We start from the raw sequence: 14,062 nt of genomic DNA on the forward strand, positions 1-14,062 counted from the left end.
AAAGGAATACCGGATGCTTAAACATGCTCAACACCCTGCCCCGACAGATGCAGCAGCGCGCCGTGCCAAACCTGCCATTGTCTGCTATACCGTAGATAAACTGCCTGCGTTTGATCAATCGTTTTACGAGACGGCACGCCAGTCTATGACGAAGATTGATGAGGTGGTTGTCGCACCGCGAGATGCATCCAGTTTTAAGGTACCTGCTGGTCATTTTTTCCGGATACTAAGCACTGAGGGACCGCAGGTTGGTGACTTAAACCTGTGGAATCAACATGATTTGAATGAGCGTTTTTTCAGTGGTAAAACACGCCAGTTACACGCCACTCATGTCAGCACCGGCGACCGTTTGTGGAGTAATTTACCCGGCCTGCGCCCTATGGCCACCATCACGCGTGACACGCTGGATTGGTATGGCTGGGATGAAGACGGCGGCGGCATTCATGATGTGATTGGCACCCGTTGTGACCCCTACACCAATTACATGCTCAATGAAGTGAATTACCATCATTGCTGTCACTCTAATTTAACCCGTGCGCTGGCAGACTCTCAAGGTACAGAGACTGCGGCGATTGAGTCGCATGTGCATGACGTGCTGAATGTGTTTATGTGTACGGGTTTCACTAAAGACACGCATCAGTACTTTATGAAAGCCAGTCCGGTCAGGCCGGGGGATTATATCGAATTCTTTGCTGAGATTGATTTACTGGGCGCACTGTCAACCTGTCCTGGTGGGGATTGTGGCAGTAGTCATTCTGATGATTCTACGCCCTGCTATCCGTTGATTGTGGAGATTTATAAGCCTGCGGATGAGGCTTTAGCAGACTGGAAGCCATGGCCGAAGAATGGCTATGATGGAACGCATGGGCTTTAATTCACTTTAATTCAGAAACGGTCAGCGCCACTTCCTGACTCTACATGATTACTCTACAGAGCCAGTTCAGATAATGAACTGGCTCTATAAACCGTCAGTTTTCTCAGGACTGGCATTTAACTAACGTCGACTCACAAGAAACGAGCGTCCCTCATCATCGTTAACATCCGAGTCAAATGGCTCAAACTGGCACAACATTAAACTCAGGGCCATAAGGATAGTGCGTAATATCTTCCGCGCCCTCCTCGCCAACCACTAAAATATCGTGCTCACGATAACCACCCGCGGCAGGCTGTCCATTCGGAATCGTTAACATCGGCTCCATCGACACCACCATACCCGGTACCAGCTCGGTATCGATGTCCTCACGCAGTTCAAGCCCTGCCTCGCGACCGTAGTAATGCGATAACACACCGAAGCTATGGCCATAACCAAAGGAGCGGTATTGCAGCAAATCACGCTCTTCAAAAAACTCATTGATCTTGGCTGTGATACCGGAACAGGTCGCACCGGGTTTAATCAAACTAATTCCCAGCTCATGTGCATCAATATTGGCCTGCCAGATCGCCATGCTGGCTTCATCAACCTCGCCCACAAACAAGGTACGCTCTAATGCTGTGTAGTAGCCACTGATCATCGGGAAGGTATTAAGCGATAGGATGTCCCCACGTTCAAGCTTGCGGCCCGTCACTGGGTTGTGTGCGCCATCGGTATTGATTCCCGACTGAAACCACACCCACGTGTCGCGATACTCAGCATCCGGAAAGCGCTTGGCAATTTCTAATTCCATCGCATCACGTCCCGCCATTGCCACATCGATTTCACGTGTGCCCAGCTTGATAGCATCACGAATGGCATAACCACCGACATCTGCAACTGCGGCACCGTGCTTGATGATTTCAATTTCTGCGGCTGACTTGTGCATACGTTGCTGCATCGTCAGATCTGAAATATCAATGATTTCGCTGGGCTTCAAAAAGTCCTTCAACTTATCCAGCTGCAGTAGGCTAATGTGGTCACGCTCATAAGCCACGCGCTGACCACTACCAGTAACAGACTCTACGGCACGCCAGTAGTTGTCACGTGTCCAGTCGGTGTAAGTGATGTTATCGCCAAAGCAACGACGCCACGGCTGTCCGGCATCGATTCCGGCGCTGATGGTCACACTGTCAGTCGCAGTCACAACACAGGCGTAAGGACGACCGAAGGCGCAGTATAAAAAGCCCGAATAGTACGCAACATTGTGCATAGAGGTGAGTACTACGGAGTCGATATTGTGCTCCGCCATGGTTTTGCGCAGCCCACTCAGGCGCTGTTCGTATTCTTCGTTAGCAAACTGCAGAACAGACTGTTCGCCATTGTGGAAACGTAAAAAATTAGTACGGGTAGATAATGTCATTTTGACCTCACAAGAAGCGCTTGGCTTCCAAAAGATCCCGGCGTTCAGGACGAATGTGGATTTCAATCCGGTATTGAGCAATGTAGCGACGCCATCGCTACCGGGTCAGTTTAATTTGAGGCTGAAGTTTTGACAATAGAATTTATTCTGCTTTAACTTTGATATCAGTCATGACCACTTCTTCAGTTGCGCTTTAGAATGCTCTGTTATGACTCAAAAAATTCTACTAATCATCATCTTTAGCGTTCTCGGCTACGGTTTCTGGCTAAGCCCTGATCTGAAAGAAATTGCCGCGGGTGTGGCTATTTTCCTGTTTGGCATGATGAGCCTTGAGCAAGGCTTTAACGTATTCACCGGAGGATTGCTGGAAAAAATACTAAGCAAAACCACGGATCGATTATGGAAGAGCCTGAGCTTCGGCGTCATCACCACCGCCTTGATGCAATCCAGTTCTCTGGTTTCGATCATTACCATCTCATTTTTGTCTGCGGGACTCATCTCGCTTACCGCAGGTATTGGGATTATCTTTGGAGCCAACCTCGGAACAACCACTGGTGCCTGGATAGTCGCAGCCTTTGGCCTTAAGGTGCAAATCGCCACTTACGCCATGCCAATGATTGTCTTCGGCGTCATTTTATTATTCCAGAAGAGCAAACAACTCAAAGGCATTGGCTATGTACTAGCCGGACTAGGTTTCCTCTTTCTCGGCATCCATTACATGAAAGAAGGTTTTGACACCTTTAAGGGAAGCATTGACCTGACTGCGTATGCCGTCTCAGGCTATAAAGGCATACTGCTGTTCACCCTGATAGGCGTCGTTGCCACCGTCATTATGCAATCCAGCCATGCGACCTTGGTGTTGATTATTACCGCCTTGGCCGCGCAACAGATTACCTATGAAAACGCATTGGCACTGGCGATAGGTGCGAATCTGGGCACCACAGTGACCGCCATTATTGGTGCACTTGGAGCCAGTGTGGACGGCAGAAGGCTTGCCGGTGCTCATCTTATTTTTAATGTGGTCACGGCTGCAATCGCCATTATTTTTATTTTTCAGTTGACCGGCGTCGTCGATATAATCAGTGAATGGCTATCAATCCAGCCAGACAATTACACCTTAAAACTGGCTGTGTTCCATAGTGTGTTCAACGCTATCGGACTAGTAGTCATGCTGCCGTTTGTTGACCTGCTGAAGACATTTCTAACTAAAGTCATCCACCCAAAAGTCAAAACAGCTGCACAGCCCAGATACCTACACAAAGTTTCCTCAGGAATCCCCGAGACAGCGATAGAAGCGGTAAGAAAAGAGACACTGCATTTGTATGACAACGCCTATGCGGTGATTGCCGGCAGTTTACGACTACACCCGGATGACATTCGCTCTGACTTGGCACTGGATGAAGTGATTAAAAACAGCAGACGCACTCTGCCGATTAATATCGATACCCAGTACAACGAAACGATAAAAACCCTATATAGCGACATCGTTGAATATGTCTCGACAATGGGAGATATGTCAGCCAGCCAAATGGAAGAGCTATTTTCCTATCACTCAGCCGGTCGTGAAATCGTTGAAGCCATCAAAAATACCAAGCACCTACAGAAAAATCTGGATCGCTATCTGTCTTCGGGAAACGCCAGTATTCGCAAAGAATATAACCAGTTACGCAGCGAGTTGGCAGAGGTACTCAGAGAACTGGAATCAGTCCGAGTGAATGCCGAAAATGACCTGCCCGCAATTCTTTCACTGGACTCATTGCGCTTAAGAATGAAAGAGAATGATATTGCATTAACCCACCGTTTGGAGGATTTAATACGCAAGCGGAAGCTTAGTTCACAACAGGCGACTTCGCTCATGAACGACAGTAATTACATTTATGGTGTAACCAAAAACTTAGTCCAAATGGGTGAAATACTGTTCTCGACTGAGACAGAAGAGGTTAAAAAAGCTGAAAAAATGTTATCGCTGAAAGATGAGGAATTAGACGAGTTAGCCACTGATAGCAGCGCGCTAAGCAACCTTAATGATCAACAGAGGGAGTCACAATGAAGCTTAAAAAACTGATAGAGACAGCGGATACACTCTTTAATACTGAGGAAAGTGATCGTAATAAGCGCAAAAAAAATATCAAGAAAGTGCTCAAAAAACTACGCAAGCAACAGAGCAAACTCACCGAAAGTTTAAGTGATAATGAGATCGATTCTGAAAGTAGAGAAACTATTGAGAAGAAGTTAGCACTCACCAAAATGCACCGTCAGAATGGCGTGGATATTCTTAAGGAAATGAAAGCTGAGAGTGCTGAGTCTTCTGCTGAAGAGTCGAAATAAGAGAAATGGAGCGCTTGGATTGGAAATCAAAGCTACCACTATGGATCTTAATCTAGCGTATACTAGAGCCACAGATCTGATGGAGCTGATTAACATGGCCAAAGCAGCCGAGACACAACAGTCAATCTCTGAACAAGAGTATCTCGACGGAGAAAAGCTCAGCGATACACGCCATGAGTACGTTGATGGCTACGTCTACGCAATGGCGGGATCTAGTAGAAGACACGCAGAAATAGCCCTCAATATTGCTACCTCAATTAAACAAGCTGCCAAAGGCACACCCTGCAAAACTTATGTGTCTGATATCAAAGTGCATGCAGCCAGTCACAAAAGCTACTTCTATCCGGATGTCGTTGTGGGCTGTGATGATAACGAGAGCAATGACTATTATCTGGAAGCCCCCTGCCTGATTGTTGAAGTCCTATCTGAATCAACCGAAAAGCGCGACCGCCGTGAAAAGTTGTTGGCCTATATGAATATTCCAAGTGTTCAGGCTTATATGTTGGTAGCGCAAGACCGTGCCGAAGTTGAGTTGTACTACCGTGAGGAGTCCGGCAACTGGTGGGTGCAGGTTTATGAGCAGATGGATGACAGCTTTTTATTACCCTGTGTGAACCAACAAGTCACCGTTGCTGATGTGTATGACGGCGTGTCGTTCTAAAACAGATAGTTCCGACCACCTAGCCTAAAACCCTAAACTCTGGAGTAAGCATGACGTTAATTGAAGGATTAACGGCCTCAATGCCTGTATTGGCTGTTTTGTTACTGCTGGTAGTTCTTCGCATGCCCGCGACCCGCGCTATGCCGCTGGCTTTATTTATGACCGCTATGATGGCTTGGCTGGTGTGGAAAATACCGGGGAAGTACATTGCGGCCTCAGTCATTGAAGGTTGGATCATAGCTTTTGGCATTGTCATTATTGTGTTCGGAGCGATTGTGTTACTGCGCACTTTACAAGCCAGTGGTGCTATTGATGTGATTCGGGCGGGCTTTACACACATCTCTCCAGACCGGCGAGTTCAGGCGATTATCATTGCCTGGTTGTTTGGATCGTTTTTGGAAGGTGCGTCCGGGTTTGGTACGCCTGCCGCAATTGCCGCTCCGTTATTGGTGGCGCTGGGGTTTCCCGCTTTGGCTGCGGTGGTTATTGCACTGATTGCAGATAGCTCAGCCGTTTCATTTGGTGCCGTGGGTACACCGGTTTTGGTGGGAATTACCCAAGGTCTGGATCAACCAACCGCAGCCTTTGTTCAGGACGTAGCCATTCGGGCCGTGAGTATTGATCTTTTTGTTGCAAGCTTCTTACCCCTCCTGATGGTCTGTATGCTAACGCACTTCTTTGGTGAGCAGCGTTCATGGTTACATGGACTTAGGCTATGGCCGTTTGCGATGTTTGGCGGCCTCGCATTTACGCTGCCAGCCTATGGTGTCGCGGTATTACTAGGCCCAGAGTTTCCATCAATTTTTGGCGGCATTGTTGGTTTGATTATTGTCATTACTGCGGTGAAAACCGGTTTTTTACAACCCAAACAAGTCTGGGGGTTCGGTCAGGCCGCAACAAAGGATACTCCGGAACAAAGCACTCAAAATGCCCCTGATAATCAACCGACTCAAGAGCGTTCAAAGCTGTCTGCTCCCGTTAATATGGGACTGCTAACGGCATGGCTACCTTACCTGTTAGTAGCAGTATTTTTGATCATTACCCGTGTTGAATTCCTGCCGTTCAAGTCTTGGCTTACGGCTGTTTCGGTGGGACTTAGTGACATCTTCGGCACCGGTATCAGTACAGCGATTCAGCCCTTGTATTTACCCGGCAGCCTGTTCGCAGCGGTAGCATTAATCACGGTATTGATCCATAAACTACCCGCTGCTAAAGCGCTGGGTGTGTGGAAATCAGCGGCTTACTCGCTGTTGCCAACTATTATTGCACTGGGGGCCTCTGTGCCGATGGTGCGTGTCTTTATTAACTCAGGGGTGAATGCTGCTGACCTTGCGGCCATGCCATTAGAGCTGGCGAATCTTGCGGTACAAACCTTTGATAGTAGCTGGCCGTTAATGGCTCCCTTTGTAGGGGCCTTGGGAAGCTTTATCGCGGGGTCTGCCACCTTCTCCAATATGATGTTTGCCACCCTGCAAGAGAGTGCAGCAATACAAACCGGTAATGACGCGACCACAATTCTTGCACTGCAGATGCTAGGCGCTAATGCCGGTAATATGATCTGTGTGGTCAATGTGGTGGCAGCGGCTTCGGTGGTGAATCTGGTCGGCAAAGAAGGGCAAATTATTCGTATGACATTGGCCCCGATGTTGTTTTATGTATTAGCCAGTGGCTTGGTGGCGACTTTATTCTTTCTGTGATCACAACGCGTGACACACTCATGAATCTTAGGAAACGGAGCGGGATATACACTACCCTGCTCCGTCACTGCTGCATGCTATATTGGTTTCTCAGTCTTCTAAATTGTCATCCACCGCTAACAATAGAGCCACCACCGAATTCCCCTTCACGCTGGCACGTTTACCTTTGATCACCTGCTGCTTTTTTGGTGCTGACTCTAAAGCGGTATCGATGTGCTTAACCCAGTACTTTGCACCGGGTCGTTCAGGGAGCAATACGTCAACATCCTTTTCATCGCGATTAAAGATAATAAATGCTGGCGCATGTCCCTTGTCATACTTCGGGTTGGCAACCGCACAGCAGCCCAGACTCAGACAAAAGCCACTCAGGCCGGCATGATCCCAGTCGACATGCTTACCGTCAAAATCCATCCACTCCACATTGGGCGTGCCGTCTTTACACAGTTCCTGACCGTGCAAAAACAGGGTTTGGCGCACGCCTTTGTAGTCCTTACGAAACGCTGATAATGCGGCAACAAACTCGATGAGGTCCTTGTCCTGCTTCCCCCAGTTCACCCAGCCAATCGGGTTGTCCTGACAGTACGCGTTATTGTTACCTTGCTGCGAATTCCCCAACTCATCGCCACCCAATAACATCGGTGTGCCTTGCGACAAGAACAAGGTCGCTAGCATATTACGCTGCCGCCTTTCACGCGCCTTTATAATGACAGGGTCTTTGGTGTCGCCTTCCACACCACAGTTATCACTGTAGTTACCGCTGTGACCATCCGCACCGTTTTCCAGGTTGGCTAAGTTGTGACGCTCGTTGTAACGGGTGCAGTCAGCCAGCGTGAAACCATCGTGAGAGGTCAGCAAGTTGACCGATGACCAGGCGCGTCTTCCTGATTTGTCGAAGTGACTGGCAGACCCTAAAAGGCCTGAGCTAAGTCCTTGCGCACTAAAGTCATCCCCCTTCCAATAACGGCGAACATTGTCACGATAGGTATCATTCCACTCGACAAACTCCGGCGGGAATCCACCTAAACGGTAACCACCAGGGCCAATATCCCAAGGCTCAGCAATCAATTTCACACCAGACAAAACGGGGTCTTGGCGGATTGCATCGAAAAATCCACCACGCTGATCAAAGCCATGATCTTCACGCGCCAAGGTAGTTGCCAGATCAAACCGGAAACCATCAATGCCCATGCACTGCACCCAGAATCTCAGGCTATCCATGACCATACGCAGCACATAAGGATGCGATAGATTGACGGTATTGCCACAGCCCGTGTCGTTGATGTAGTAGCGCGGATCTTCTTTAAACAGGCGATAGTAGGAGGCGTTATCGAGTCCGCGATAGCAGAGAGTCGGGCCGCGTTGATCACCTTCTGCGGTGTGGTTATACACCACGTCCAATACCACTTCGATGCCAGCGTCATGAAAGCGCTGTACCATTTTTTTAAAGCCCAGTAAGCCTTCCGGCCCAAAATAGCGAGGCTCAGGTGTAAAGAAACCGATGGTGTTGTAGCCCCAATAGTTTGTCAGCCCTTTATCCAACAAGAAACCGTCATCAATAAAATGATGCGTCGGCAGTAATTCAATAGTGGTGACACCAAGCTTCTGCAGGTGCTCGATAATCGCATCCGACGCTAAGCCTTCATAGGTTCCTTTCAGTGCTTTCGGGACTTTTGGGTGTTCCTGTGTCAAACCTTTGACGTGTGCCTCGTAGACCAGTGAGTTGTCCCAACCTTTGGGCGTATGCTGAAGTACTTTGAATAGTTCGGGATCAGACACAACCGACTTGGGAACAAAAGGCGCACTGTCCACGGCACTGAATGACAGGTCTTCTTTTTGCGCTTTTTTCTCATAACCCAGTGTTGCGGGATCATTTGTCCAATCACCAAACACTTCACGCGTGTACGGATCTAACAGTAGTTTGTTGGGATTAAAGCGATGTCCAACGGATGGCTCATACGGGCCATGTGCACGATAACCGTAAAGCGCGCCCGGCTTTATGTCAGGCGCGTAGCCGTGCCAGATCGATCCGGTGCGCTCAGGTAATACGCAACGTCCCAGTTCTGTTTTGCCATCCTCAGAAAATACACATAGGTCTATCTGCGTAGCGTTTTCGGAAAACACAGCAAAATTAGTGCCTCGTCCATCATAATTAGCTCCTAATTGGAATGGACTACCGGCCTGTAAATTTAATTTCATAGATTTGGTAACGCTTTATTTATTATGTGGTGACTGGCAGCAATGAGTAAGCCTGCTATTGATATGGTTGTACAATATGCGCTCTGATTGGTTCAACTACAAGAGAAAGGATTCTGCTTATCGCATAAAACCTGATGTCGGATATTCGGTTTTTTTGTTCATCGGCAGAAGAAAAGACAATAGGTCGGAAATAATGAAGTTTGATCCAGTTGAACCGTGAAGGTTCAACTCCTGTTAAAGAACTCCTAACAGCTAAAACTATTCAGGACAAGGCAAGCCCAGCGCCAGCCATTGCTCTAACATTGCTACTGTCTCATCGGCTGAAAACGGTGCAGGCTCTCGCCCAATTCCCGGCTCCCAGCCCCATGCAACCAAGGGATCATGCCCGATATGATCAGCAAAGGCAGTGATGTCTCGTCCACCAGTTTTAGCGGGATCTTTGACAATCGCGCACAGTTCATCTGATGACTTACCCCACCACACCATTTCGGGTGGCGCTAACGCCCACACCTCTGCCCCCGGTGGACCGTGCGGCACATCTGAGTTGGTTTTAGCGTGACACGTTGAGCACATTTGCTGTCCCGGCATGCCGACTCGGGTCGCTGTGGCGTGCACGTACATGCCGTGAAGCTGTGTTTTGCCATATTGCTTGCCTGACCAACGTGGACGATCATCCTCTACATGACAATTGACACAGCGCGGGTGAGACAGGACTTTGTAAATATTCCCCCAAACCTCGACGCCCTTGGCTTTATCCTCATCACTTTGCGGAACAATGGATGCCTGATCTAGTTTTTCAGGAGCTGGATCAGCGGTTTGTTGTGGGTCTCCAATGACATTTTCAGGCGTTTCCACACCTCCAGTTTGCGTTGAAACTTGTGTTGTATTTACGTCTGTTGCAAGCGACTCAGATGGCTTGGCGCTTTCAGCATGACTGTCCGCAACCACCAAATTACCGACGGTTAAAGCAAGAACGAGTGACGTAATTGCCACGAATAATGTAGTAATTTTCATACCAGCCTCTTAGACAAAATCAACGGATTTGTTCATCGGTAACTCACGAATCCGCTGGCCAGTTGCTGCAAAGATTGCATTAGCCAGCGCCGGCACTGAAGGTGGCGTTCCGGGCTCACCAACACCAGTAATGCGCGGATTATTTTCCATCACTGCAACCTCTATCTCAGGCACCTGATGCATACGCATCGCCGGATAATCATGATAGTTTGACTGCACCACTTCGCCATTTTCGAAGGTAATTTCACCGCTCATCGCAGAGGTTAGCCCATAAATAATCGCTGACTGCACTTGCGCTTCAATATTGCGAGGATCAAGTGCCGTGCCGACATCAATCGCGCAATACACCTTATCAATGCTGATACCGCGATCCGTCATGCTCACATCAATGATTTGAGCGGTGTGTGCGCCAAATGACAATGTGTAAGCAAAACCGCGTCCACCTTTGTCAGTTTTACGCCCTGTCCACCCAGCCATTTCAGCGACTTTCTCAACCACTTTATTGGCTGTTGGCGCTAAGTCCCCAAACATTTCCAAACGCATCGCGATAGGATCAAGATCTTGGCTTACTGCCAGCTCATCCATAAAGCTCTCATGAACAAAACCATTGTAGGAAGCCCCTACTGAGCGCCAAAACCCAATAGGAATATCCAGCTCTGGTGCATAGGTGCGGATACGAATATTATCGATATCATCCGGTTGTCCGGCAGTCCCTTCGGCAATCAGTGCATCTGGCCCTAAGGCTGGAAATGCAGAGCGTTTTGACATCGATAACATAATCGAAGGACTGGCTATTTGTACGTCCAATGCCACCGGCTTTTTAAGCCCCATTACCCCTTTAAAGCGCGCAATTGCAGCGGGGCGATAGAAATCATGTTGCATGTCTTCTTCACGCGACCACGTTACTTTCACCGGCTTACCATTAGTTTGCTTTGCAATCTTGTAGGCACTGACCGCGAAGTCCGTTTCAGAGCGTCGGCCAAAACCGCCTCCTAGCAAGGTGGTATGAATGTGAACAGAATCCTCTGTTAACTCATCTACAGCCATAATGGCATCGCGGAGGCTGGTCGGTGCTTGTGATCCCGTCCAGATATCAACCCGACCGTCTTTGACTTGCGCCACTGCTGTCATCGGTTCCATGGTGGAGTGTGCCAGATAAGGAACACGGTATTCCGCTTCAACAAGGTTTTGACCGGCATCTGCAAACACTAATTCAACATCACCTTGCTCGTCATAAGTGCCGTTCGGCTCTGCTAAAAAACTCTCTTCGTAAATCTTAAAAATGCCTGCAGTGTCTTGCGGATATGAGACCTCTCCCCACTCAACATCGATGGCATCAGCCGCTTTGAACGCGCGCCAGGTGTTATCAGCGATCACCGCAAAACCGTGGTTATCCAGAGTGATTACCTTCTCAACACCCTTCATGGTTTCGGCTTTTGTGGTGTCGGACGATTTGATGCCTGCCCCAAAGCGCGGACTCATTTTCACAGTTGCATGCAGCATATCAGGCTGCTTCACATCGATAGCAAACTCAGCAGTGCCATCCACTTTGGCCGGAATATCAAGCCGTGGCATGGACTGTCCGAGGTAGCGCCATTGCGAAGGGTCGCGCAGCGGTGGCTCTGCGGGTGCTTCAATAGTTGCCGCTTTTGCAGCCAGTGCTGTGTAAGCAAGCTTTTCACCACTGGCAGGATTAATGACGTGACCATCCTGCGTTTTTAGGGTCGTGGCTTTCACACCCCATTGCTGAGCTGCAGCCAGTGTCAGTGCTAGTCGGGCACTCGCACCGGCACTGCGCATTTTGACAAAGGCATCAGCGGTAGACATTGATCCACCGGTGATCTGTAACCCCAGAAACTTAGCAGGGATGTGTGACAGATCGCGAATTATATTCGCCTTGGTACTATGGTCATACATATGACCTGCCATGGCTTCGAGCATGATGCCGACGTAATAGCTGTTGCTGGCTGGGCCATGTTCGGTTTTAACCCGCTTCCAGTCCAGATCTAGTTCTTCCGCCACTAGCATTGCCAGCGTGCTTTGTATGCCCTGCCCCATTTCAGCGCGGGGCGTGATGACCGTCACTCCTTCCTGATCGATTTTGATATAAGGATTGAGACTGGCGAACTCAGGATTTGCTGAACCATCGCTGTTAAGTAAGGGGTTTGGAACGGCTTGTTTGTATTTGTAAGTACCAAACACCACACCACCCGCAACTGCTGCGGAAGTCACCAAAAAGGTACGCCGTGTAATTTTACCCAGAGTGCTCATGCTCAGGCCTCCTGTATCGATTTAGCGGCGGCATGAATGGCTGCACGAATTCTCGGATAGGCGCCACAACGGCAGATATTCCCCGCCATTGCACGGTCTATTTCTTCATCTGTCGGACTGGGATTAGCACTAAGTAATGCGGTAGCAGACATGATTTGGCCGGACTGACAGTAACCGCACTGTGGCGTTTGATGCTCTATCCAGGCCTCCTGTACTTTGCTCATGATGTCTGAGCTTGAATCAGTCTCGATGGTGGTGATTTTTCCTTTAACCTGACCCACAGGATAGACGCACGATCGAATCGGCATGCCATCGACATGCACAGTACAAGCACCACATTGGGCGATACCACAACCAAATTTTGTACCCGTTAAACCGACTTCATCCCGCAGCACCCATAATAAGGGCATTTCTGCTTCGACATCGACATCGACGTCATAGTCTTTGTCGTTTACCGTTAGCTTCATGTGCTTGCTCCCTGTTCCTGCATAGCAGGATGTGTGAATTTTTGTATTATCATGAGTGTATCGCCTATTCGGCTCTAGGTAACTAGCAGATTACGCCAAGCTTTATAACCCTGGCGCTGAAACACAACAGGCCATATGCATCAAACATATGGCCTGTTAACAAACGTCGCTTCAAGCGCTTATGCGCTCACTGCTTTATGCACTCGCTTACAACGATGAGAGTGCTGGTGAGGTAAAGATTCTTTCCCCTACATAACGTGCGCCCTCTTTGGTCAGATGACCACCATCAAAAGAAATTAGCTTGGCATCTGGCGTAAACACCGGACAGGTATTCTGACCTGCACCACAAATCGATGCGTATTGATCAACAAATACAGTCGGTGACAGTCTCTGCCTTAACATATTATTATCGTTAAGGAATTGTTGATTAATGACATTTCGTACAGACTTACGTTTGTCATCTGACATACGCAAATAGTGCCTTATGGATACGCGTCCGAAGCTCTTACGCCCCAACACGACTAGCTTTTGGTTGTCCCGCAGTTCAAGGTTTTCGATAGTCTGAGGCAGCTTTTGTACTGCCCAGCTACGCCACAACGACGCGAAGATAATCACATCCGCATTATTGATCTGCTGTCTCGACGTAGTCAAACTCTCAACTTTTGCACACAGCGCCTTGTCTTTCTCGGCAACACCGGACTGCTCAGGGTCACCCAGGTAAAGCTGACATTGTGCAGGTACATGACGTGTACGCACCTGATACCCCTTGAGGTAATCATTTTCCATCGCACTGTTAACAAAGTCTTGCGCCTGACTGTCACCGATAATTAAAAGCTTGCGGCGTGCATCACCCGGATTAAATGCTTTGTTTTGTACAGCACCAAAACGCGCTCGTACATAGCTCTTGTTAACCTCAGCATCTGCGGCTTTAAGCAGATCCTCACTGCTTGCATGAGCTGTGCTCAAAAACAGCGTTGTGCACAGTGCGCTTACCGCTGCTAATCCGAGCCCATAACTTGAAGTAATTCGTTTATTTTTCATTGTTTCTTAACCCCCTGTTTATATGGAATTTGGTCTGACATATTGTTTTCAGATCAGTTCTGCATTGTGACAAATAATTCATCATTACAGAACCGTCAGTTCTTATGAATTACG

The 14,062-nt window shown here is 48.6% G+C and carries 11 protein-coding genes; 5 read left to right on the top strand and 6 right to left on the bottom strand.

Going from position 1 to position 14,062, the window contains the following annotated elements; all coding sequences use genetic code 11:
* Window positions 1-13 precede the first annotated feature (13 nt).
* Window positions 14-874 (top strand): urea carboxylase-associated family protein, encoded by an 861-nt coding sequence (locus DKW60_RS11135; protein ID WP_109837734.1) that lies wholly within the window; start codon window positions 14-16, stop codon window positions 872-874.
* A 181-nt stretch (window positions 875-1,055) separates the two neighbouring features.
* On the opposite strand, the gene DKW60_RS11140 is transcribed toward DKW60_RS11135, so the two are convergent.
* A complete protein-coding gene (locus DKW60_RS11140) occupies window positions 1,056-2,273 on the bottom strand; it encodes an aminopeptidase P family protein (RefSeq protein ID WP_109837735.1) in 1,218 nt (405 codons plus the stop codon).
* A 208-nt stretch (window positions 2,274-2,481) separates the two neighbouring features.
* Here DKW60_RS11140 and DKW60_RS11145 point away from each other — a divergent pair, with 208 nt between their 5' ends.
* The 4 genes from DKW60_RS11145 to DKW60_RS11160 all read left to right on the top strand — a co-directional run bounded on the left by DKW60_RS11145 (window position 2,482) and on the right by DKW60_RS11160 (window position 6,959).
* Complete coding sequence (locus DKW60_RS11145) at window positions 2,482-4,323, top strand: Na/Pi cotransporter family protein (protein ID WP_109837736.1); 1,842 nt, start codon at window positions 2,482-2,484, stop codon at window positions 4,321-4,323.
* Complete coding sequence (locus tag DKW60_RS11150; protein ID WP_109837737.1) at window positions 4,320-4,601, top strand: hypothetical protein; 282 nt, start codon at window positions 4,320-4,322, stop codon at window positions 4,599-4,601. The genes DKW60_RS11145 and DKW60_RS11150 overlap by 4 nt, the downstream gene beginning before the upstream one ends.
* Before the next feature lie 94 nt (window positions 4,602-4,695).
* Window positions 4,696-5,262 carry a Uma2 family endonuclease gene (locus tag DKW60_RS11155; RefSeq protein WP_109837773.1) on the top strand — a complete coding sequence of 189 codons (567 nt, stop codon included), beginning with the start codon at window positions 4,696-4,698 and terminating at the stop codon, window positions 5,260-5,262.
* Window positions 5,263-5,312: 50 nt separating this feature from the next.
* A complete protein-coding gene (locus DKW60_RS11160) occupies window positions 5,313-6,959 on the top strand; it encodes an L-lactate permease (protein WP_109837738.1) in 1,647 nt (548 codons plus the stop codon).
* A gap of 90 nt (window positions 6,960-7,049) precedes the next feature.
* Here DKW60_RS11160 and glgX read toward each other — a convergent pair whose 3' ends face one another.
* The 5 genes from glgX to DKW60_RS11185 all read right to left on the bottom strand — a co-directional run bounded on the left by glgX (window position 7,050) and on the right by DKW60_RS11185 (window position 13,948).
* The gene (glgX, locus tag DKW60_RS11165) at window positions 7,050-9,155 is read right to left on the bottom strand and encodes a glycogen debranching protein GlgX (protein WP_109837739.1); all 2,106 of its coding nucleotides are present in this window, start codon (window positions 9,153-9,155) and stop codon (window positions 7,050-7,052) included.
* Between the two features lie 258 nt (window positions 9,156-9,413).
* Window positions 9,414-10,169 carry a hypothetical protein gene (locus tag DKW60_RS11170; protein WP_219988723.1) on the bottom strand — a complete coding sequence of 252 codons (756 nt, stop codon included), beginning with the start codon at window positions 10,167-10,169 and terminating at the stop codon, window positions 9,414-9,416.
* A gap of 9 nt (window positions 10,170-10,178) precedes the next feature.
* On the bottom strand, window positions 10,179-12,440 hold the full coding sequence (locus tag DKW60_RS11175) for a xanthine dehydrogenase family protein molybdopterin-binding subunit (RefSeq protein ID WP_109837740.1): 2,262 nt from the start codon (window positions 12,438-12,440) through the stop codon (window positions 10,179-10,181).
* Between the two features lie 2 nt (window positions 12,441-12,442).
* Complete coding sequence (locus DKW60_RS11180; protein WP_109837741.1) at window positions 12,443-12,907, bottom strand: (2Fe-2S)-binding protein; 465 nt, start codon at window positions 12,905-12,907, stop codon at window positions 12,443-12,445.
* A gap of 207 nt (window positions 12,908-13,114) precedes the next feature.
* Window positions 13,115-13,948, bottom strand: a complete 834-nt coding sequence (locus tag DKW60_RS11185) for an SGNH hydrolase domain-containing protein (RefSeq protein ID WP_109837742.1) — start codon at window positions 13,946-13,948, stop codon at window positions 13,115-13,117.
* Window positions 13,949-14,062: the final 114 nt, after the last annotated feature.

Origin of the sequence: Leucothrix pacifica, assembly GCF_003172875.1 — a bacterium.
In the GTDB taxonomy this organism is placed as follows: Bacteria; Pseudomonadota; Gammaproteobacteria; order Thiotrichales; family Thiotrichaceae; genus Leucothrix; species Leucothrix pacifica.

What these genes read in the sequence shown, in the direction of transcription:
- DKW60_RS11135 (WP_109837734.1), top strand. Translation starts at nt 14, where the DNA reads ATGCTTAAACATGCTCAACACCCTGCCCCGACAGATGCAGCAGCGCGC.
- DKW60_RS11140 (WP_109837735.1), bottom strand. Translation starts at nt 2,273, where the DNA reads ATGACATTATCTACCCGTACTAATTTTTTACGTTTCCACAATGGCGAA.
- DKW60_RS11145 (WP_109837736.1), top strand. Translation starts at nt 2,482, where the DNA reads ATGACTCAAAAAATTCTACTAATCATCATCTTTAGCGTTCTCGGCTAC.
- DKW60_RS11150 (WP_109837737.1), top strand. Translation starts at nt 4,320, where the DNA reads ATGAAGCTTAAAAAACTGATAGAGACAGCGGATACACTCTTTAATACT.
- DKW60_RS11155 (WP_109837773.1), top strand. Translation starts at nt 4,696, where the DNA reads ATGGCCAAAGCAGCCGAGACACAACAGTCAATCTCTGAACAAGAGTAT.
- DKW60_RS11160 (WP_109837738.1), top strand. Translation starts at nt 5,313, where the DNA reads ATGACGTTAATTGAAGGATTAACGGCCTCAATGCCTGTATTGGCTGTT.
- glgX (WP_109837739.1), bottom strand. Translation starts at nt 9,155, where the DNA reads ATGAAATTAAATTTACAGGCCGGTAGTCCATTCCAATTAGGAGCTAAT.
- DKW60_RS11170 (WP_219988723.1), bottom strand. Translation starts at nt 10,169, where the DNA reads ATGAAAATTACTACATTATTCGTGGCAATTACGTCACTCGTTCTTGCT.
- DKW60_RS11175 (WP_109837740.1), bottom strand. Translation starts at nt 12,440, where the DNA reads ATGAGCACTCTGGGTAAAATTACACGGCGTACCTTTTTGGTGACTTCC.
- DKW60_RS11180 (WP_109837741.1), bottom strand. Translation starts at nt 12,907, where the DNA reads ATGAAGCTAACGGTAAACGACAAAGACTATGACGTCGATGTCGATGTC.
- DKW60_RS11185 (WP_109837742.1), bottom strand. Translation starts at nt 13,948, where the DNA reads ATGAAAAATAAACGAATTACTTCAAGTTATGGGCTCGGATTAGCAGCG.